The organism is Enterococcus sp. AZ104, assembly GCF_050546705.1.
Lineage (GTDB): Bacteria > Bacillota > Bacilli > Lactobacillales > Enterococcaceae > Enterococcus > Enterococcus faecalis.
On the sequence record NZ_CP172952.1, the window covers coordinates 1,802,866 to 1,824,290 of the forward strand.

The following is a 21,425-nucleotide window of genomic DNA, read 5'->3' on the forward strand; positions in this document are numbered from 1 at the left end:
CTTTTTTTCTTTATTGTAGCATGATAGTGAAAAAAAGGGAGCGACAAACGTTGTCTTTTGTTTAAAAAAATAATGAATTTTTCAAGAAAGTGCCGAAACTAACAAAATTGTCACTCAATTAACGGAAAAAAATATGGCAAATTTCCTAAAAAAAAGGCATACTATTCCTTGAGGTGAGGAAAATGAAAACATTACTAAAAATATTAATTCCCATAGTCATTTTAGCCGGTGGTAGCTGGGGCGTTTATAATTACTATTACGGTGGAGAAGCCTATTATACACAAATCACAACATCTGGTGAAAAGAAAGATGAAAAAACAAATTCTGGTGAAGCAATGACCATTTATTACTATCAACAACCTGCGTTTAATAAAAACGGTGAAGAAAAAACCGTGGAATTAAACGAATCCCGTGATCAACCTTTGCGTATGAAAGCCTATCTAAAATTGAAAGTTAATCCCCGTAAAGGCGTGATCAGCTGGAATGAAGTGACAGAAAAAGAAGTCCCTGAAAAAGCTTTAGAAAAATTAAAATAAAGAAAAAACCGTTGGCAAGCGACCAACGGTTTTTTCTTTATAATTGATTACTAATTTTTTCGATATTTTTTAGCATAATGGACACTGTGCCATCTGGATTATTAACAAATTCAATTAAATCGCCATTGCGGTAAACATCTAACGGAACAATTAATTCAATACCGTTATCCATTTTTAACTTCTGTTTGCCAAATTTCTTTTCAGAAATTTCGCGAGATTCTCTGACTGGCGGTGTTTTGTCGACAAACTTCGACTCATTCACTTCTTCTTGGTAAGCTAATTTAGCTGATACATTTTCTTTAAACACTTGCTCAGCAATTTGCTCATTGTCAATCGTTCCCGTTTCCTCAATACTATCATATACCGCTTCTTTTACAGAAGCCATTAGTTCAAACTCATCTTCGTTAAATTTCTTTCCAATGCGTTTGACTGCCTTTTTAATTTCTTTGATATTTTCTTCCATGGAAGGTGCCGCTTGCGTCTCAATCACTTTTTCAGAGAAATACCAGATTTTTTCTCCTGAAAATTCATATCTTTTCTCTAGTAATTCAAACGCTAATGTATCTAAGTCAACCGTAATCCCTTCATCTGGTTTTTGTGATTTTGAAGACAAAATTGCTCGGTTGATAATCAGTTTGTTATAAACGGATTCTTCTTCATAGTCGACGTAATGCGTGTAACTTTCTTTATAGTTTAATTTAATCATTGCGACATGTAACACCGTATCTAATTCATATAAAATGAACAAAATATCAGCACTAGGCGCATCTTCGCTTCCTGAATAAACATCATACCAATGTTGGGTAACTTCTTGGCTTTTCTTCACAAAATCACTAGGAATCCCACGTAACGTATCAACAAAGGAACTATTTTCCGCCAATGTTCCAGTCTTTGTTTGTGCAGTCGAAAGTTTTGAAATTTTTGCAGTTAAATACGTTCGAATATACTCGGTCGTTAAATCTAGTTCCTTTTCAGAGAAAACCGGCGTCCCAGTTTCTCGATCAATAATGTGTAAAATTGCTTTTTTTAAATAAATATCCATTTTTACGCTCTCCTTTTCTCAACCTTTTTAGTCTAACTGAAAGAGAGAAAAAAGCCAATAGTTTCTATAAAAAGAAGAAGAATTCGTAGACAAATGTCTACGAATTCTTCTTAACTTCAAAAAGCGATTACCCTTCTTCGCTGTATAACATCCCTGTTGCTTCATCAACTGGATCGACTTTATTAAAGATGCCTTTCTTTCTGAAAATATAAGTTAAGCCCATTGGTACGATAATCGCAATCACCATTGCGACTAAAAACGGCAAGTAATATTGTGGCACAATAGATAAAATTCCTGGCAAGCCACCGACGCCGATACTGGTCGCACGAACGCCCATTAAAGTGGCAAACATTCCTGCCATTGCTGAACCAATCATGCCCGCAACAAATGGATAAACATATTTTAAGTTGATCCCAAACATCGCTGGTTCAGTCACACCTAGGTAACAAGAAATCATTGCTGGAATCGAAACTTGTTCTTCTTTTTTGTTTCCACGATGCATAAAGATAACTGCTAAAACCGCTGAACCTTGTGCAATATTTGATAGAGCAATCATTGGCCATAAGTTGGTTGACTGAAAGTCAGCAATCAACTGTAAATCAATCGCATTACTCATATGATGCAACCCAGTGATGACTAATGGTGCGTACATAAAGCCAAAGACGGCGCCAAATAACCAATTAAATGTTGACGTTAATCCAGCATTTACAATATCAGAAACCCAACTACCAATCGTCCAACCGATTGGTCCTAAAATGACATGTGCAGCCAATACTGTTGGTACTAAAGCAAACAATGGGACAAAAATCATTGAAATTGCTTGAGGAATCACTTTTCTAAAGAAAATTTCAAGATAGGCAAGCAAGAAGCCGGCTAACATAGCTGGGATAACTTGCGCTTGATAACCAATCATGTTAACTTGAGCAAACCCAAAATCCCAGAAAGGAATTTCTGCTGCTTTAGTCGTCGCAACTGAATAAGCATTCAGAAGTTGTGGTGAGACTAATGTAATCCCTAGGACAATCCCCAAGATTTGTGTGGTTCCCATTTTCTTCGTAATACTCCACGTAATCCCAACTGGCAAGAAGTGGAAAATTGCTTCGCCGATTAACCATAAGAATGAATTGACTCCATTCCAAAATTGAGAAACTTCCACGATTGTTTGACCATCAAGAAAGCCAAATGGAACCCCTTCCAAAATATTGCGGAACCCTAAAATCAATCCCCCGATAACAAGTGCAGGAATCAATGGTGTAAAAATCTCAGCTAAAACAGAAACAACTCGTTGAACAGGACTCAAATTACTTTTGGCAGCTGCTTTCCCTTCTTCTTTTGAAACCCCTTCTAAACCGGAAATTGCAGAAAAATCATTATAAAATTGTGGGACTTCATTCCCAATAATTACTTGAAACTGTCCAGCATTTGTAAAGGTTCCTTTTACAGAAGGAATATCTTCAATCACAGGTACATCCGCTTTTTTTGGATCTTTTAATACAAAACGCATTCGAGTTGCACAATGAGAAACAGCTGAAATATTTTCTTTGCCTCCTACTGCTTTCAACAACTGTTGTGCATCGCTTTGAAACTTACCCATTTTACATTCTCCTCTCAAACTTGTATATACAATTAAGTTGTATATACATCATACTCGATTATTCTTTTTTTGGCAAGCGCTTTCTTTCAAAAAAATAATTTTATTTTTTTACAAATCCCTTGTCTTTTCTTAAAGAGTCAAACAGAACGCTTTTTTAGCTGCTTCTTTATTGCTATACTACAGAGGGAAAAAACGAAAAGGAGTATGAAAAATGTTTTTTAAAGAAATTCATCACGTGGCAATCAATGCCTCAAATTATCAAGCAACTAAAAATTTTTATGTCGAAAAGTTGGGCTTTGAAGTTCTTCGCGAAAATCATCGTCCCGAAAAAAACGATATTAAATTAGATTTAAAATTAGGCAGCCAAGAATTGGAAATTTTTATTTCTGATCAATTTCCCGCTCGCCCCTCTTATCCTGAAGCTTTAGGATTACGTCATTTAGCTTTTAAAGTTGAACATATTGAAGAAGTGATTGCTTTTTTAAATGAGCAAGGAATTGAAACAGAACCGCTACGAGTAGATGATTTTACGGGTGAAAAAATGACCTTCTTTTTTGATCCAGATGGACTACCTTTAGAACTTCATGAATAATAAATAAAGGAGAGAAACAAAATGAAAGATACCTTTCGCTTAGAAAACCAGACGATTTATTTTGGTACAGAACGGGCAATTTCAGCCAGCCCTCAAACGATTTGGCGCTACCTGACTGAGACAGACAAGCTAAAACAATGGTTTCCAGAATTAGAAATTGGTGAATTAGGTGTTAACGGGTTTTGGCGGTTTATTCTGCCCGATTTTGAAGAAACAATGCCTTTCACTGACTATGCAGAGGAAAAATATCTGGGCGTGACTTGGGATACTGGTATCATCTATTTTGACTTAAAAGAACAAGCACCTCACCAGACCCTGTTAGTCTTTTCAGAATCTCTCCCAGAAAATTTTACAACACCTCGCCATAAAGATATCGCTGGTTGGTCAATTGTTCTCACTCGCTTGAAGCAAGTAGTTGAAACTCCTGATGCAGCACCAGAAAAAATAGATTTTCCGCAAATAGAAAATCATTACTTGGAAAAATTAACGAATTTAGAAAATTAAAAAGTGTGGCACAACGGGTAAATCACCCTCTGTGCCACACTTTTTAAAAACGTAAAATACGCTGATAAACAAATAAACCTAAATCAATTAAACAAACAACAAAAATTGCCAATAATACAAAAGAGACCCGCAACTCTGCGGCGTACATCCCTCGTAAACTAATTGTTGCCAAACATAACCCAAAAATCGTTGCCATTGTCACTTGTAACACGGTTCCTGGTTTTAGGGCATAAACAAAAATGCCAATCAAACTAGAAACAATGAGGTGTGTCAGTGGCAATTGAAGCCAATTGACAACAAACAGACTAAGGAAACATCCTAAAAGAGTCCCCCAAAAACGTGTCTTAATACGCGTATTCATTTCTGCTTTCACTGGATGCAAGAGTAGAAAAACATTCATCGGAATCCAAATTATTTTAATGCCTCCTACACTCCACATTAAAATAAAACTCAGCGTAATGGTGAAACTCATACGAATAGCTAAACGAAATCGTTGCACCCTTTCGTCAGGACTTTCTAAAAATTGTTTGAAACTTGTAATCCCAAAAAAAGTCTGTTGTAAGTCGTGCCAGAAATTAATAACCGCCAATTTTTGTTGCTTCATATTTAATTGAATGCTTTTAAAAAAGCGAACATGGCCTCTACTCTTTAAGCTGGTTAGCTGACTTAATCCTGTTTGCCACCAAGCGTTTAATGTTAAAGCCAATAAAAAAAGACCAATTAAAAAGGCCACAACTTGAGATTGCATCAAAAATGTATTTCCTTTAACCTGAATTAACTGACAAAACGTAAACATCATCAAATAACTATGGTACCGCATCGGTGTCGCAGATGAATAAAATAAATAAACAATTAAAAATGTCACACTACTATTTAAAATAATAGACCAGCTAAAGGAACTACTAGCTATAAATGCTAAAAAACTGATCACAAATTGCCTGATACTCATTTTGAGCAGCGCTACAAACGAATAATCTTTTTTATAGTTAATTTTAAACATAATAGTAAATACAGGCACCATAATTAAATAGCTTGGGGAAAATAAAAAATCCAATGTATAAAAACTAACCAAAAAAAAGGCGATGACTGGGAAAATGGCCCAAACATACGCAAAAAATTGCTGACTTTTTGTACTAAAAAAATAAATAACAATCACTCCAATATCGATTCCTTATCCATTGTAACATGCTTGTCAATTCCCTCCTCAAATTGAATATACCAATTCGTTAAAAATAAATAAAAAAGCAAATAAATACGCTTTCATTTCTTGTTTTTTGTGCTATAATCAGCCTATATGATATATCATTTAAAACAAAGGAGCTACTTTCATGAATATTCAAGCGATTGATACGCGACACGGAACTGCCAACCAACATAGTTTTTCAAATGGAAATTGTCTACCCTATACTGGCGTGCCATTTGGGATGAATTTTTACGCCCCGCAAACAACTGACCAAAAAGGCAGCTGGTGGTTTCATCCAGAAGATCGAACATTTCAAGGCTATCGAGTAACGCATCAACCAAGTCCTTGGATGGGTGATTTTAGTCATTTATTAATGACCCCTGTCAGTGGTTCATTGTCGGAACTTTCTTTATTCCATGCCCAAAGTTCTTATCGTCCAGAAGAAAGCCTTTTTTCTCCTGTCGAAATTAATTTAACTCAATTACGCTATCAAATAACTTCTCAATTAATCCCAAGCATGTATGGTGGTATCTTAACCATTGATTATCAACAAAAAGATAATCACTTACTACTAACTCTGCCTGGACGTTATCAAGTAAAACAATTAGATGACCATCAAGTGGCTGTAAAAGTCATCAACTATTCTGGTTGTGAAGATCCAGATTTTAGTTTTTATTTTGTGCTTCATTTTGAACAGCCTTTAACCAAATGGTTTGCCCCTTCTTCAGGTGAAGATGGCAAAATCCTTCTTTCTTTTGGAAATATTGCTCAACAAGTTGTTCATTTTAGTAGTTCATTTATTTCTGAAAAACAAGCGCAGTTAAATTTAGCGCGAGAAATCTCTTTGCGTTCTACTGAGATGCTGCAACAAGGAATCGCAGATTGGCATAATTATTTCGATCGCCTTAAAGTAACGCATGAAAACCCTGAACATACTAAAACGTTTTATCATACACTGTATCGAACATTCCTATTTCCGCAAACCTTTTATGAATTGGACGAAAATCAGCAGCCGATTCATTATGATACGTTCTCGCAAACGGTTCGTCCTGGTATACTATATACCAATAATGGCTTTTGGGATACTTATAAAACGGTCTACCCATTGTTCTCACTAATTGCTCAAGAAAAATACGAAGAGATGCTAGAAGGCTTTTTAAATAGTTACAACGAAACAGGTTTCTTGCCAAAATGGTTATCCCCAGATGAGCGTGGTTTAATGCCCGGCACCTTGATTGACGCTGTCATTGCTGATGCCGCCGTGAAAAAGATTCGTCCTGACTTGATGCCTCAGTTCCTAGAAGCGATGAAAAAAGGCGCCACACAACAAAGCGAACGAGAAAATTATGGACGTCAAGGAACTCTGGATTATCTAAAATATGGCTATGTTCCTTCAACCTATCATGAATCTGTCAATCATACCTTAGACTATGCGTACAGCGATTTCTGTATTTCGCAAGTTGCAAAAACATTGAATGATTCAGAGACCGCAACGTTTTATCGTCAACAAGCCTTGAATTATCAACAACTTTTTAATCCTGAAACTGGCTTTATGCAAGCAAAGGATACTGAAGGCCATTTTCGTCCTGACTTTTTAGATATTCGTTGGGGCAAAGATTACGCCGAAGGAAGTGCTTGGCAATCAAGTTTTGCGGTTTATCAAGATTTTGCAGGTTTGATTAAGCTATATGGTAGCGAGTTAGCTTTCGAAAAAAAATTAATTCAGCTATGCAATCAAGCGCCTAACTTTAACGTTGAAGGCTATGGTTTTGAAATTCATGAAATGAGTGAAATGGCGGCAATTGATTTTGGTCAATTAGCCATCTCAAATCAACCAAGTTTCCATTATCCGTTTCTATTCAGCTACATCGGCAAACCAGAGATGGCTCAACCACTTTTAAAACAACTAATGCAAACATTTGATGCTTCACCAACTGGCTATCCAGGTGATGAAGACAATGGTAGCATGTCTGCTTGGTATATTTTTAATAGCTTAGGCTTTTATCCCGTCACACCAGGAACTGGTGAATATGTAATCGGGATGCCTTTAGTCCAGACGGCGGAAGTAAAACTATCAAATGGTAAACAGTTAACCATTCAGACATCACCAAACAAAGTCCAACAACAATTTATTCATGAAATTCAGTTAAACCAAGAAAAACATAATGCGCCTTATTTTACTCATCAAGAACTATTAAACGGCGGGACTTTAGATTATCAATTAGGGATCGTCCCGAATCCACAAAAAACAGCAGAACGACCGTTTTCATTAAGTACGGAAAAATAATAAAAAGAAAGATGTTCATAAAAATTGAACATCTTTCTTTTTATTCTTCGACACCTGCGTAATTTGATTGGTATTGCTCTCGAAATTCTTTTGGCGTAATTCCATTTAATTTTTTAAACATTTTTGAAAAATAGTTGGTATTGTTAAATCCTACTTTTTCTGAAATTTCGTTGATTGTATCATCCGTGTACAATAATAATTTCTGGGCATGCTTGGTACGCACTTGATTCAAATATTGAGAAAAACTCCGCTTGGTTTCTTTTTTAAAAATTTGGCCTAAATAACTAGGGTTCAAATGAAGCTCATCCGCCACCGTTTTTAAGTTTAATTCTTCTAAATAGCCTTGTTCAATTCTTTCTACAGCTTGGCTAACACTTTCTGAATATTTTTTTATTTTAGGTTTATTTTTCACTTCTGCCAAGACTTGCTGCATTAACGCATACAGTGTATTAAGATTGTTGCTGGCTCGAATTTCTTCCACGATTTTTTCATAGTTTTCTTCTAACACAGTTGGATACTGACGGGAAATATCTGAAAAAAGTAAGAAGACTACATAGCGTACATATTCTGGCGTAGCGTGTTGTTGACTTAACTGATTGAAAATAGCATCTAATTCCCGTTGAATGGTCTGCATATCCCCAATCATCAAGGCTTGGTTAAACGCTAGGAAAGTAAAATCTTCTGCCGAACGATTCATTTGTTCTTTTTGATTATTTGGCAGAAATTCTTGATAAAACGTTTCAATTGCTTGCAACTGTTTTACTTTCTCATAACTTTCATAAACCGTTTCCCATTCATTGACAGATTCCCCTACAAAAATCTGACCTTGACCAGCTAGAATCGCTTCAATTTCACGAATAAATAAGAACGCTTCTTGTCTGGCCCCTTTATAGATAAGTAACAATTGATGGTACGTACTCATCCAACTTTCAATGAATAACAGTTGGCCTTTTTTCATAAATAGTTCCTTGATTGTTTCTAAAAATGGCATCTCAGCTTCAACCAATAAAACGGTAAAATCACCTGGTTTTATAGTCGCAAATTGCTGCATTAACTCTTCGTATTCCCCTTCGCTGATTTCATCATTAAGCCAACGCATCAAGCCATTTTCTAGATATAGACGCACGCGGGCATGGGATTTTTTTTGTTGGTCCAATTCTGTTTTAATTCTCTGGATATTGGCTAATAGTTCTTGTTTATTGACTGGTTTCAAAAGATAATCTTGGACCTGTAAAGCCATGCCTTTTTTGACGTAATCAAACTCTTGATAACCTGATAAAATTAAACTAATAAATTGATGTCCTTTTTTCTTTGCTTGCTCAATTAATTCGATCCCACTCATTTCCGGCATCGTAATATCTGTTAATAAAACATCAATAGATTCTGTTTCTAAAAAAGCCAATGCTTCTTGCGCACTACGCGCTGTTTTAACAATTTCAAAGCCTAACTCTTGCCAAGGAATAATCCATTTTAAGCCTTCTAAAATCATATATTCATCATCAACAAACATCACTCGATACATCTTTTCACCCCTTATGCTACAAACGAAAGACGAATTGTCGTCCCTTCTCCTTCTTTCCCTTCAATGGTTAAACCATAACTCTCCCCAAAAAAGCGTTGTAAACGTTCATGAACATTTCTTAACCCAATGGATTGTTCCGTGTCTATTTCTGTTTGATTTAAACGTTCGCGAATTTCCTCTAACCGATTGGCGGTAATTCCTTTTCCATTATCCACAACAGCCACAATAATTTTTTCGCCTTCTCGGTAGGCGTGGACCTTGATAGCATTGTCTTGTCGTTGATAGTCAATTCCATGCACAAAATAATTTTCGACAAGCGGCTGAATGATAAACTTAGGAATTTCAACATCAGCAATTGTTTCTTCTATTTCGAACTTATAGGCAAATTGGTCGGGATAACGCATTTGATACAAATACACATATTTTTCGCAAAATGAGATTTCCTCTGCCAAGGTCGTGGTTTTTTCTTGGTTAATATTATTCCTAAGTAACGTTGAAAAAGCATAGACAACATCAGCTAGTTCTTCTTGTTGCCGACTCAAGGCATACATGCGAATATATTCCAACGTATTATAAAGAAAATGAGGATTAATTTGCGACTGTAATGCTCTCATGTGGGCATCGCGTTGCTTAATTTCTAAAGTATAAATATCGTGAATGTATTGATCTAAACTGTCTACCATAAAATTAATCGCAGAAGCAATATCATTCAATTCTTCCTGAACTTGATTCGTGTCAATTCGTTCTTTTAAATTGCCATCGCCAATGGCTCGTGTCGCTTCTAAAATTAATTGGACTTGTTGAGAATAGCGTTTAAACAGGCGGTTTAAGCCCACTAATAAAATAACAATCAAAAGTAACCCAATCCCTAAAATGGCCGCATAATTCATAAACAATTGTTGAAATAAGACTCGGCGGCTTGTTAATAAGAGAATGGTACTCCGGCCACTGCTTTCTATTTCCGTAATATCGTAGCGATTATGAAAAACCTGTTGAATGTCACTATCGGTGTGCATTCTTTTATCTAGTTGCCGCTCTTCTTCTTTGGTAAATTGTGCTTTTTCAGAAAAAATTTGATTTCCAGCACTATCATAGATAAACGCATTAATACCTGATTTTTTCAATAAGTCTGCTTGGTTGCCTAGCAACTCTTGACTTGAAAACACAGTGTACAACTCTCCCAGCGGTTGTCCTGTATAAGGATCGGAGATAATTCGCATTAGTTGAAAGCCATGTTTTTTAATTGATGACATATCCATTTTTTTCCCATTTGTAGCTGTGCGATTGGCGAACAAAACCTGATCAAATTCATCTAAGCGAATAATCACTTCTTCTAAGTCAGGAAAGGTGCTAAATAATGTACTTAAATTATTTCCAAAGTGGGTACTGACCCGATCTTCCGACCATTGGCTGTAAGTATAGTCAAAATACTCAGGAGGAGAAAGTTCCATATATTTTCGCATGTTTTCAATTTTACTTGCAGAGCCAGCTAATTCATTAATCATATTCGTCGCCGCATTATTTTTATTCGTTACATAGCTGTCAATTTGGGAAACGGCGTTATTTTTTTGTGAATCAATTGATAAGTTAATTGTATAAGTAACATAAACGCACAAAGCAGCCACCGTTAACAAAATAATACTTGTTAACAGTAGACTGTATTTTTGTACTAATCGATTTAATAAATATTTTTTTTTAAACAGTTTTTTGAAGATTCGCTTCATTTTGTTCCAACTTTCCATCAATAAACTGGCGATTTTTACGCGTGACATAGGCACACCACATCATAATTAAGGCAAACGAAGCAAATAGTAGCAGTCCTTTCATTTTCCAAGTTAAAGCAACGATACTAATTACACCGAATAAGACTTTAAAAAATACACCGAGGTTTAAAAAGATACTGATAAATGAAAGCTTCATTAAATCAATAGTTGAGATAAAATAGCTTCCTTCATATAGTAGCATATAAATGTAAAAAATAACGAGTATTAGGGAAACAAAAAATAAAATAAATGTAATAATTAACCACATTATTCCGGTAAATTGAACGGCTAAATAAATATTATAAAAAACAAATCCTAAAGTGAAGAGAAAAAGTAAAAAATAACAGTTACTTCTTTTAAAATGTGCTTTCCATGATTCAAATGCTCGTTTAACGGTGATTGCTTGATAATTCATGCCCTCTTCCAAAATGAAATCAGTCATCATTTGGAGTGCTGGACCAACACCAAAAATAATCCCTCCAGCTAAACTAAATAAAACAAACAGTAAATTTAGTTTGATTACTGTCCAGGAAAGGTAAAACAACCGTTGAATCCCTGTACTTTCCATCTTCCTCTTCCTTTCTATTATGTAAAAGGCTAAGCCAAAAGCGCTCAGCTAATGCCTCAGCCTCCTGTGATTATTTTTGAGATTGGATATATTCGTCTAATTGTGTTTGCATTTCTTTTTGAACTTTATCCCAGCCAGCTGTTTTTAGGTCATCCATTAATTTTGGAAGTGTTTCTTCTGGATCAACAGTTCCTGTATTTAAGCTTGCTGCGTAACGGTTCATAACTGTAGCAACGTTAGTGATTTCAGTTTTCACTTTATCATTTACAAAAGTAAAACCAAGAATTGGTGAATCTTTTGCTTCTTCGATGCTCTTATCACGTTCTTTAACCATTTCTTCAGTGACAGATTCTTCTGGCCAAATGATTAAGTTGTTTCCTGTGTTCCAAGCACTCAAATGAGTTGTTGGTGTGTAATCTTTCAATAATTTCACGCGATCATCGCCAACTTTTTCATATTGTTTGCCTTCTTCACCATAAACAAGTCCGTTTAACAATTCTGGATTGCTGTTTAATAAGCCTAGCAATTCAACAGCTTTTTCTTTGTTTTTAGACGTATTTGCAACAACATAGTTAGCCATTTGCGCTTGTGATGTTGTTTTTAATGGTTCTGTTAGTGGACGAGAAACAAGTGGTTTGCCAGCAGCTTGTGTTAAGATTGTATCACCATAATCCATAGGTCCTTGTGTTTCTTGACGCATGAACCAAGTATTGGTATTTAAGTCATATGGTGTTGTACTTGTAGCAGCATCTGTTGGAATCAAGCCATCTTTATACCATTGATGTAAGACTTTTAAGTTATTAATCATGTCTTTGTCGGCATATTGGTTAATAATTTTTGGTGAGCCAGTATCAGTTGTTTTCACTGCAAATGGATATTGGTTACCAATAGGGAAGTCATAATTACCTGTTGCAAAGAATGTTTGGCCGATAGCAAAAGCAGCAATATTTGGTTCTTTTTTATGGAATTCTTTTAGAACTTCGGTTGCACTTTCATAACTACCATCAACTTTACTAATATCTAAATTGTATTTATCGACATATTCTTTATTAAAAGTTAAAACTTGTTGACCGTAAGAGTTACCTAAAATTGGGAACGCATACAGTTTTCCATTGATCGTATTTCCTTTAATATAGTTATCTGGTAATTGATCATAGGCTTCTTTGGCATATTTAGGTGCTAAATCAGTTAAATCAGCATAGGCGCCTTTTTGTGCATTCGTTGCATAATTTTGTGCTAATGAAATATCATAGCTTTCACCAGAAGCAACGATTGTTGACATTTTTTGGTCCCAATCGCCCCAACCAACAAATTCCATTTTTAATTTTGCCCCAATTTTTTTCTCGATAATTTTATTCGCATTATCGATTAATTGGTCATAATTATCTGGTTTGTCCCCAACACGATACATTAATAACGTTGGTGTACTATCATCACCTTTTGACGCTGCATCTTTTGAAGATTTACCGCACGCGCTTAGTCCTACAGCTAAAGCTGCTGCGCCAGCTACGGCTAATCCTTTTTGCCATTTTTTCATTCCTTATTTCCTCCTGTACAATTTTATTCTTTCACGCCGCCGATTGTTAAACCACCCACGAAATATTTTTGGAAAAATGGGTAAGTTAACGCAATTGGTAACGTAGATAAGACAACAATCGCCATTCGAGCCGATTCACTTGGTAGAACGCCTAACCCTTCTTGTGCTGCTGCACCCATATCCGTACTTCTTGATAAGAACTCTAAGTTGTTTTGAATTTTCATCAATAAATACTGTAATGGTACCAAGGTATCTTTTTGAATGTAAAGTAACGCATTGAACCAATCGTTCCAATAACCCAAAGCCGCAAACAAACTAATTGTGGCAATCCCTGGAACGGCTAGCGGTAACACAATGCTGACAAAAATGCGCATTTCACTTGCGCCATCAATACGTGCCGATTCAATAATACTGTCAGGCACGGTTTTCTTGAAAAACGTTCGCATCACTAAAATATTAAATGGTCCTAAAGCTAAAGGCAAAATTAACGCCCAAATTGTATCTTTCAATTGCAATAAGTTTGTCATTACTAAATAGTTCGCAACCATCCCTGGTGAAAATAACATTGTAATTAACGCAAACAATGTAAAGAATTTTTTAAATGGAAAGTTGGAACGAGAAATGACATAGGCATATAATGACGTCATTGTTGCATTGACAATCGTCCCTGTCACCGTAATGAAGACCGTTACCCCTAAGGCATGAATAATGCGTTGACTCATTGCCCCTTGGAAAATGTAACGATAGGCCTCCAATGAAAATTCTTTTGGCCAAAACCGGTAGCCGTTTGCTGCTAATGATCCTTCACTTGTCAATGAAATCATAATAACAAAGAAAAACGGAACCACACAGGAAATAGCAAAAATAGCAATGACAATATTGAAAATCAAATTCGCTGTCGGGTTGAAGGATCGAACGTTAACGCTAGTGACTTTTTTCTTTTTCATAATCCTTCCTCCTAAAATAGTGCTGAATCTGGTTCAATTCGACGAACAACTAAATTCGCAATTAATAACAAACATGCCCCAACGACAGATTGATATAACGCTGCAGCTGCCGTCATGCCTACATCACCAGTAGCCGTTAAGCCATTGTAAATATAGGTATCTAACACACTTGTCACGTTGTAAAGCGCACCTGAGTTTCTTGGTACGATGTAGAACAAACCAAAGTCTGCTCTGAAGATACCGCCGATGTTTAAAATTAATAAAACAGACATCATTGGCAAAATTTGTGGAATCGTAACATTTTTTATTTGTTGCCATTTGTTGGCACCATCCACCATCGCTGCTTCATAGTATGTCGGATCAATCCCCATCACAGAAGCATAGTAGATAATACTGTTGTAGCCTAGACTCTTCCAAACATTTAGGAAGACAAAAATTACTGGCCACCAACGTGGATCTGCATACCAGTTAATCATTGTGCCGCCATTACCAGTAATCCATTGATTCAAAATCCCTTTATCTGGACTTAAAAAGGCATAAACAAAATAGTTAATAACCATCCAAGATAAGAAATATGGTAGCAATGACATCGTGTGATAAACTTTAACCAAGCGACGATTTCTTAATTCACTCATAATAATAGCAAAAGCAATCGCGAAGAATAAGTTAAAGGCTAAAAAGACGACATTGTACAAAATGGTGTTTCTAGTAATTAACCAAGCATCTTTTGACGCAAATAAAAATTTAAAGTTTTCAAAACCAACCCAAGGACTTTCTCTTAGACTAGCTAAGAAACCATCTGGTGAAATATGAAAATCTTTAAATGCGACCACATTGGCTAAGACTGGTATATAGAAGAAAAATATAAACCAGATAAATCCTGGTAACGCCATAAGGATTAAGGCCTTATAACGCCATACATTTTGAAAAAACCCGTTTTTCTTCTTCATTCGTTTCGCTCCTTTCATAAATATAATAGCGTTTTCATAATATCTTTTTAAGGAACAAATTATAGGATTTGAGAAACAAATTATAGATTTTGTGTCATTTTAAGGTAAAAATTTACCGAAATGACTGTTCTTTGTGAAAACGTTTATCTGATATTTTTTTTACAACTGTTTAAGAACCTTAAAAACAATTGGCTAAACCTCACTCATAAAGCGATTTTGCTAGCGTGTATTTGTTTTATAAAATCTGAGAACTTGATAGTTTCACAAAGGATATCCTCTAATTATTTTTGAGGAGGACTATTTTTGAATTTTATCCGTAAAAAACACTAGAGCAATTCGTTTAATTATAGTTTATTTTTTTGCAGTTTTAATGCAAGCTGGTTCTTTATTATTACTAGCTATTTCACTACTATTTTTCTATTTGCCTTTATGCACACACAATATGTTGGATTTCTTGTTATAAATCAAAAAGAGTTGACGACATAGGTCATTTTGACTTATGTCGTCAACTCTTAAATTTTCAGCTAATTAGTCGTTCTAAAACAATCGATTTTGTTTACTCCTCTTTTTCTTTGTTTCTCTTTATAACATAGAGAATTAATACAATTAAGATCAGTCCTACACCCAGATACGCAAATATTTTTTGAACTTTTTCTCCTGTTTTTGGTAAATAGGATGATTTAGACGTTTCTTTCTTGTTTATGGCAATTTCATTTTTACTATTTTTTGTAGGTTTGTTCTGGTCTGTAACAACTTTTTTTGTTTCCTTTTTATTTTTCGCTGGTTCTTCAGGCGTAATGGGCACTTCTGGTTCTTCTGGTGGATTGATGCCATCACCTACTTTGGCTTTGTTGAGAATTGTTTCGCCTGCCTTGGCTTCTTCATTAACGATCACTTTGAAACGAATACTCCGCTCTTTCGTATCGGTGATACTTGGGTATTCCGCTGTGATTGTGCCGTTGGCTTCTTTCAAGCTGGTTGGTTTTGGTGCATCACCGACACTTGTTAGGCTATCTTTGACATACGTCAGTCCTTTTGGTAGTTGGTCTGTGATAACTACTTTGTTTAGGATGCCATTTTCGATGGTATTGCGGAAACTGATTGTGTATTCGATTGCTTCCCCTAATTTTGGTTTGGCGTTATTAACGGTTTTTGTTGCGGTTAGTTTGCCTGCGTTCGTTTCTGGTACCACAGGCACCTCTGGTTCTTCTGGTGGATTAACTGTGTCATCTACTTTGGCTTTGTTAAGAATTGTTTCGCCCGCTTTGGCTTCTTCGTTAACGATCACTTTGAAACGAATACTCCGCTCTTTTGTATCAGTGATACTTGGGTATTCCGCCGTGATTATGCCGTTGGTTTCTTTCAAGCTGGTTGGTTTTGGTTCATCACCAACACTTGTTAGGCTATCTTTGACATATGTCAGTCCTTTTGGTAGTTGGTCTGTGATAACTACTTTGTTTAGGACGCCGTTTTCGATGGTATTGCGGAAGCTAATTGTGTACTCGATAGTTTCGCCTAGTTTTGGTTTAGCGTTATTAACGGTTTTTGTTGCGGCTAGTTTGCCTGCGTTCGTTTCTGGTACCACAGGCACCTCTGGTTCTTCTGGTGGATTAACTGTGTCATCTACTTTGGCTTTGTTGAGAATTGTTTCGCCCGCTTTGGCTTCTTCGTTAACGATCACTTTGAAGCGAATACTCCGCTCTTTCGTATCTGTGATACTTGGGTATTCCGCTGTGATTGTGCCATTAGCTTCTTTCAAGCTGGTTGGTTTTGGTTCATCACCGACACTTGTTAGGCTATCTTTGACATACGTCAGTCCTTTGGGTAGTTGGTCTGTGATAACTACTTTGTTTAGGACGCCGTTTTCGATGGTATTGCGGAAGCTAATTGTGTACTCGATAGTTTCGCCTAGTTTTGGTTTAGCGTTATTAACGGTTTTTGTTGCGGTTAATTTGCCTTCTTTTACTCGAGGTGTGATTGGTTCTTCGGGTGTAATGGGTACCTCTGGTTCTTCGGGCGGATTAACTGTGTCATCTACTTTGGCTTTGTTGAGAATTGTTTCGCCTGCCTTGACTTCTTCGTTAACGATTACTTTGAAGCGAATACTCCGCTCTTTTGTATCAGTGATACTTGGGTATTCCGCTGTGATTGTGCCGTTAGTTTCTTTCAAACTGATTGGCTGGGGCTCATCACCGACACTTGTTAGGCTATCTTTGACATACGTCAGTCCTTTCGGTAGTTGGTCTGTGATAACTACTTTGTTTAGGACGCCGTTTTCGATGGTATTGCGGAAGCTAATTGTGTACTCGATAGTTTCGCCTAGTTTTGGTTTAGCGTTATTAACGGTTTTTGTTGCTGTTAATTTGCCTTCTTTCGCTTCTGGTACCACCGGCACCTCTGGTTCTTCGGGCGGATTAACTGTGTCATCTACTTTGGCTTTGTTGAGAATTGTTTCGCCCGCTTTCGCTTCTTCGTTAACGATCACTTTGAAACGAATACTCCGTTCTTTCGTATCAGTGAGACTTGGGTATTCCGCTGTGATTGTGCCGTTGGCTTCTTTCAAGTTGGTTGGCTTTGGTTCATCACCGACACTTGTTAGGCTATCTTTGACATACGTCAGTCCTTTTGGTAGTTGGTCTGTGATAACCACTTTGTTTAGGACGCCGTTTTCGATGGTATTGCGGAAGCTAATTGTGTACTCGATAGTTTCGCCTAGTTTTGGTTTAGCGTTATTAACGGTTTTTGTTGCGGTTAATTTGCCAGTTACTTGTTCGTCCGCAATTTTTGCTTCTACTATATTAGAAGTTTCGTTGACTTTTGCAGATGTTAAAATATCTACTGCCTCAACGGTTGCGCTATTAGGCACTAATTCATTTGCTTTTGCTCGTTCATTTATCTGCGCTTTAAATTCGTAAATTGTTTCAGCTGTATCAGCTTTGTAGCTACCTCCTTGTGTAGCAGTTGCATCATTGCCGACACGGACTATAATTTGTTTATTGGTTTCATCATATTCAGCTTGATCATCGCCTAAAGCATCCGTTTTTTCACCAGAATTTGGTCCACTAATAATTTTTAAAGAGCCTGGCAAATAATTTAAGCGACCATCTAGTGCATCCTTCGAGACTGAATTTATCGCTTCAGAATCAGTTTTTGTATTTTTTAGTGAGACACGATACGTGATCGTTTCACCAACTTTGTAAGTTTCTTTTGGTTCCACAATTTCTTTCTTAATTTCAAATTCAGGCGTTTCTGCGTTTACAGCAAAACCAATCGCATTCGTAGAATAATCGTCACCACTACTTGTTGTTCTAAAATTAATTTGGTTTTGTCCAGCATTTAAAACACCTTCGGGAATTGCCATACGATCGATATCAATATCTAAAAAATTAGGATGATCCGGCGCAAATTTTCCTGGATACTTATCTACCATATGTTCATCGTTGTCTGTCACAGTTGCGTTCATAGCATTATTAACTGGATTAAGCGTGTTCGAAATATTTGCCCAAGTTCCTGCGCTATTTTTAATTTGTGCGTTGTCTCCAGTCCAGTATTTATCTCCTTGAACAGTAAACCAGGTCACAATTGGATCAAGATTTCCTTGTTTTGCTGTTAAAAAGTTGCTCATAGTAAATTCATTATTGGTTCCAGCAGCATTACCACGTGCTCCATAGTAAATACTAAAAGCTCTTGACTTACTTGCCTGATCCTTTGTAACAACAAACAAACTCCAACCACTAAAGTTATAATATTGATATTGACCATTTAAACTACTTGTCATAGGAATATCTGCCAACGTATAACTCCCTGTCGCACTTTTATCCCCTTGTAAAATTGAAGTTACATCTGCATAATTAGAAAATCCAGTGTTATTGTACCCGAAACGTTGTCCTGGGTTTGTTGCATCTTGATCGATACGATGGTACCTTTGGGGCGAAACACGCTGTACGGTTCCATTTGGTGTAGTAAATTGAACTGGTGCACTAATTTCTTCATCAGAAAGATTTGTTCCGTAAGCAGGGCCTTTATATCTAGATGCACTCCAAAATAAGCCCGCCCAAGCAATCTCTTTTGCACCATTTAAATCAATATAAGCCCGACTAGAGTTATACGTATTTGGATCATTGTCAACATCTGCAAATTCTAAAGGAAAATTGTTAATTGCATAACCACTACTTGCTCCTCGTGTGTTTAAAAATGTTTGTGCAGCCGCCGTATTTTCATTCGCAATTTTTAAGTTGGTATTTCCCGTTGAAAAAAGTTCTCCTTTATGAACGCTTTGATAAATCGGTGTATTAAACCCCCGACCAGGTGTTGGTGGCACTAACGGACCAGTAGGTTGCGCCTTTAATGGAGGTTGCTCAGGACTTTCGGTAGCCTGCGTTAGTGCAGTCTCTTGAATACTTTCTGTCGCCTTTCCTGCTTCAGGCTTTGTTTCGTTACTAGTAGTTGCGGTCATTTCATTTGTAGAAGAGACTGTTTCGTTTGCCTGATTTTCTACTTTTGTTTCTGAAGTTTCCTGTTTTTCCTTCGAAACCGACTCTTTATCTGCTAGTATATCTTTACTAGGTAAATCAATTACTAGTGTTCCTTTTTCATTATCTTCTATTAGTACGCTGACCAATAACTTGCTCGACGCTTTTGTAGTTATTTGCCCATTTATGGTAATCTTTCTTGTCGAATTTGGTTGAAGGTTAAGCAGTTTAATATCGGTTGTTTGATCTTTCTCATTTGTTTCAACCTTTGCTTGTTCTTCTAAAGACGTAGGTCCTCGCTCTTCGCTTAAAGTATCTAATACAAATTTGATTGGACTATCATTGGTATTTTTTTGTTTTAAAATGAGATCTTTGATTGGTACATCTCGCGTATTTGTTACTTCGTAAGTGACCGTTTTAATATCTTCTTGAGACGATGTATCTTCTATTTTCCCTATTACTTTGAGCCCGTCTTTTTCAACAGTCTTCTCAGCATCACTTGTTACTTCTTGAGCAAATGCGTTCATCATTGGTAACAAATTTAAAATAAACAGCATGGTAATCATAAGGTAACTCACAAAATTTTTAACTGCTTTATTCATTTACATTCTCCTTCGTTCTTTTCATTTACTTAAACAAATCATCTTCAAACAACTTTTACAATTACTAATTGTTTCTCAACATCCACCTCCATAAAATACTTTTCAACCTTCAATTCTTTCTTTATTTAGCTACAACAACTTTTTTTAACGTACGATTTTCCGTTTCTCCTTATAATCAAAAAGTAACACATTATATTAGCTAAAAAAAGAAAAAAACCCGATATTTCAACAAAAAATCGTGAATTAAATAACACGTTTTATATGAAGCAAATATATTGACTTTCCCTAAAAAAATACAAACATAGGTAAGTTCTAGCTTTAAGAGTAATTTTTTTATTGTTTTCCCTTTAATAACATTCGTTCTAAATTGTTTTAAAAACTAAAACTTTTTTCATGTAATTTTCATTACATTTACCAAAAAAAGAAACTAGCTTAGCTACATTTGCTATTGCTAGTTCCTTTTTTTAATTGTTTTACTTTTCCCCTAAAATTTCAATCCAACCATAATAATATTCAATATATTGATTTTCCTCTTCTAGTTGTGTCAAGATATGCTCTCCGACAACGATGCCTGTTTCAAATCCTTGTTTTGCTAAACGCTTTTTTACTTCTTCGATATTATTCAAACGGGTATCTTGTGTATTGACTTTTAAAATAAAGCCTTTGTATTGGCTACTTGATTCTTTGAGCCAAATCACTTTATCTAAACTTTTTTTATTCACATGATTTGCCAAACAAATCCCATACGTCAGTTCATTGGATTCACTTAAATCCCCGTAAATACCTAAAGTTGAAATGTGTTCCATGTAAACTTTCATCTCTTCTGGATCCTCAATATCAACAACAACAATTTTATCAAAAGGAATTGGTTCATCTGAAAAAACCAATGTTTCTAAATCAATTAACGCATGTAAATGTAATTTTCTTTTCTTGATTTCTTTGTATTTATGCTGAAGCCTTTTTATTTCTTGCCCCAGTTGTTCTTCTGTTGCTTCCATGGTGGCATAGAGATCGGTAGGTGTCTTTTTATATAAATTCAACATATCTTTGATAGGAATCCCCATTTTTCGATAAAAATCAATATCATATATTTTGAACAAATCTTCTAAATCAAAGGTTCGATATCCGTTTTCTTCATTGCGTGTTGTACTAATCAACCCTTGCTCGTCCCAATAACGAATCGTGGACTTAGGGATATTTAGCAACTCAGAAACATCTTTTATTGTGTAATTTTTTTCCATACTGTTCCCTCCATCAAAAAGTTTAGCATTTCTACTGTTGACATTCAAGTTACTTGAACGTGTACAATGACTCTTTGTAACAGCT

15 protein-coding genes are annotated in these 21,425 nt (G+C 36.0%); 4 read left to right on the top strand and 11 right to left on the bottom strand.

Going from position 1 to position 21,425, the window contains the following annotated elements; genetic code table 11:
* Nucleotides 1-182 precede the first annotated feature (182 nt).
* A complete protein-coding gene (locus IGJ37_RS08695) occupies nt 183-536 on the top strand; it encodes a YxeA family protein (protein ID WP_002387247.1) in 354 nt (117 codons plus the stop codon).
* A 37-nt stretch (nt 537-573) separates the two neighbouring features.
* On the opposite strand, the gene IGJ37_RS08700 is transcribed toward IGJ37_RS08695, so the two are convergent.
* Both IGJ37_RS08700 and treP read right to left on the bottom strand, forming a co-directional pair.
* The gene (locus IGJ37_RS08700; protein WP_002356866.1) at nt 574-1,578 is read right to left on the bottom strand and encodes a nucleoid-associated protein; all 1,005 of its coding nucleotides are present in this window, start codon (nt 1,576-1,578) and stop codon (nt 574-576) included.
* 127 nt (nt 1,579-1,705) lie between these two features.
* On the bottom strand, nt 1,706-3,172 hold the full coding sequence (treP, locus tag IGJ37_RS08705) for a PTS system trehalose-specific EIIBC component (RefSeq protein ID WP_002388267.1): 1,467 nt from the start codon (nt 3,170-3,172) through the stop codon (nt 1,706-1,708).
* A gap of 211 nt (nt 3,173-3,383) precedes the next feature.
* On the opposite strand from treP, the gene gloA2 reads away from it, so the two are divergent.
* Both gloA2 and IGJ37_RS08715 read left to right on the top strand, forming a co-directional pair.
* Entirely contained in the window at nt 3,384-3,764 is a 381-nt protein-coding gene (gene gloA2 / locus IGJ37_RS08710) for an SMU1112c/YaeR family gloxylase I-like metalloprotein (RefSeq protein ID WP_002356864.1), read from the top strand.
* A 21-nt stretch (nt 3,765-3,785) separates the two neighbouring features.
* Nucleotides 3,786-4,268 carry an SRPBCC family protein gene (locus tag IGJ37_RS08715; RefSeq protein WP_252671347.1) on the top strand — a complete coding sequence of 161 codons (483 nt, stop codon included), beginning with the start codon at nt 3,786-3,788 and terminating at the stop codon, nt 4,266-4,268.
* A 43-nt stretch (nt 4,269-4,311) separates the two neighbouring features.
* On the opposite strand, the gene IGJ37_RS08720 is transcribed toward IGJ37_RS08715, so the two are convergent.
* Nucleotides 4,312-5,424: an FUSC family protein gene (locus IGJ37_RS08720; protein ID WP_078130995.1), complete on the bottom strand. Its 1,113-nt coding sequence runs from the start codon at nt 5,422-5,424 to the stop codon at nt 4,312-4,314.
* 172 nt (nt 5,425-5,596) lie between these two features.
* Between IGJ37_RS08720 and IGJ37_RS08725 the strand changes: the two genes are divergently transcribed.
* The gene (locus IGJ37_RS08725; RefSeq protein ID WP_325814873.1) at nt 5,597-7,738 is read left to right on the top strand and encodes a GH92 family glycosyl hydrolase; all 2,142 of its coding nucleotides are present in this window, start codon (nt 5,597-5,599) and stop codon (nt 7,736-7,738) included.
* 40 nt (nt 7,739-7,778) lie between these two features.
* Here IGJ37_RS08725 and IGJ37_RS08730 read toward each other — a convergent pair whose 3' ends face one another.
* The 8 genes from IGJ37_RS08730 to IGJ37_RS08765 all read right to left on the bottom strand — a co-directional run bounded on the left by IGJ37_RS08730 (nt 7,779) and on the right by IGJ37_RS08765 (nt 21,388).
* The gene (locus tag IGJ37_RS08730) at nt 7,779-9,260 is read right to left on the bottom strand and encodes a response regulator transcription factor (protein WP_002359882.1); all 1,482 of its coding nucleotides are present in this window, start codon (nt 9,258-9,260) and stop codon (nt 7,779-7,781) included.
* Nucleotides 9,261-9,271: 11 nt separating this feature from the next.
* On the bottom strand, nt 9,272-11,002 hold the full coding sequence (locus IGJ37_RS08735) for a sensor histidine kinase (RefSeq protein ID WP_002387241.1): 1,731 nt from the start codon (nt 11,000-11,002) through the stop codon (nt 9,272-9,274).
* On the bottom strand, nt 10,956-11,591 hold the full coding sequence (locus IGJ37_RS08740) for a YesL family protein (protein WP_002362905.1): 636 nt from the start codon (nt 11,589-11,591) through the stop codon (nt 10,956-10,958). Before IGJ37_RS08740 ends, IGJ37_RS08735 begins: the two co-directional genes overlap by 47 nt.
* A gap of 70 nt (nt 11,592-11,661) precedes the next feature.
* On the bottom strand, nt 11,662-13,128 hold the full coding sequence (locus IGJ37_RS08745; protein WP_002359878.1) for an ABC transporter substrate-binding protein: 1,467 nt from the start codon (nt 13,126-13,128) through the stop codon (nt 11,662-11,664).
* A gap of 23 nt (nt 13,129-13,151) precedes the next feature.
* On the bottom strand, nt 13,152-14,075 hold the full coding sequence (locus IGJ37_RS08750; protein WP_002359877.1) for a carbohydrate ABC transporter permease: 924 nt from the start codon (nt 14,073-14,075) through the stop codon (nt 13,152-13,154).
* Nucleotides 14,076-14,086: 11 nt separating this feature from the next.
* Nucleotides 14,087-15,043: an ABC transporter permease gene (locus IGJ37_RS08755; RefSeq protein ID WP_002356852.1), complete on the bottom strand. Its 957-nt coding sequence runs from the start codon at nt 15,041-15,043 to the stop codon at nt 14,087-14,089.
* Between the two features lie 538 nt (nt 15,044-15,581).
* Nucleotides 15,582-20,099, bottom strand: coding sequence for an isopeptide-forming domain-containing fimbrial protein (locus IGJ37_RS08760; protein WP_430598900.1), 4,518 nt, complete (start codon nt 20,097-20,099; stop codon nt 15,582-15,584).
* A 473-nt stretch (nt 20,100-20,572) separates the two neighbouring features.
* Nucleotides 20,573-21,388: a MerR family transcriptional regulator gene (locus IGJ37_RS08765; RefSeq protein ID WP_002383586.1), complete on the bottom strand. Its 816-nt coding sequence runs from the start codon at nt 21,386-21,388 to the stop codon at nt 20,573-20,575.
* Nucleotides 21,389-21,425: the final 37 nt, after the last annotated feature.

Coding starts and splice junctions, on each gene's coding strand:
- IGJ37_RS08735 (WP_002387241.1), bottom strand. CDS start 11,002: ATGGAAAGTTGGAACAAAATGAAGCGAATCTTCAAAAAACTGTTTAAA.
- IGJ37_RS08695 (WP_002387247.1), top strand. CDS start 183: ATGAAAACATTACTAAAAATATTAATTCCCATAGTCATTTTAGCCGGT.
- IGJ37_RS08750 (WP_002359877.1), bottom strand. CDS start 14,075: ATGAAAAAGAAAAAAGTCACTAGCGTTAACGTTCGATCCTTCAACCCG.
- IGJ37_RS08725 (WP_325814873.1), top strand. CDS start 5,597: ATGAATATTCAAGCGATTGATACGCGACACGGAACTGCCAACCAACAT.
- IGJ37_RS08730 (WP_002359882.1), bottom strand. CDS start 9,260: ATGTATCGAGTGATGTTTGTTGATGATGAATATATGATTTTAGAAGGC.
- IGJ37_RS08760 (WP_430598900.1), bottom strand. CDS start 20,099: ATGAATAAAGCAGTTAAAAATTTTGTGAGTTACCTTATGATTACCATG.
- IGJ37_RS08745 (WP_002359878.1), bottom strand. CDS start 13,128: ATGAAAAAATGGCAAAAAGGATTAGCCGTAGCTGGCGCAGCAGCTTTA.
- IGJ37_RS08715 (WP_252671347.1), top strand. CDS start 3,786: ATGAAAGATACCTTTCGCTTAGAAAACCAGACGATTTATTTTGGTACA.
- IGJ37_RS08755 (WP_002356852.1), bottom strand. CDS start 15,043: ATGAAAGGAGCGAAACGAATGAAGAAGAAAAACGGGTTTTTTCAAAAT.
- treP (WP_002388267.1), bottom strand. CDS start 3,172: ATGGGTAAGTTTCAAAGCGATGCACAACAGTTGTTGAAAGCAGTAGGA.
- IGJ37_RS08740 (WP_002362905.1), bottom strand. CDS start 11,591: ATGGAAAGTACAGGGATTCAACGGTTGTTTTACCTTTCCTGGACAGTA.
- gloA2 (WP_002356864.1), top strand. CDS start 3,384: ATGTTTTTTAAAGAAATTCATCACGTGGCAATCAATGCCTCAAATTAT.
- IGJ37_RS08700 (WP_002356866.1), bottom strand. CDS start 1,578: ATGGATATTTATTTAAAAAAAGCAATTTTACACATTATTGATCGAGAA.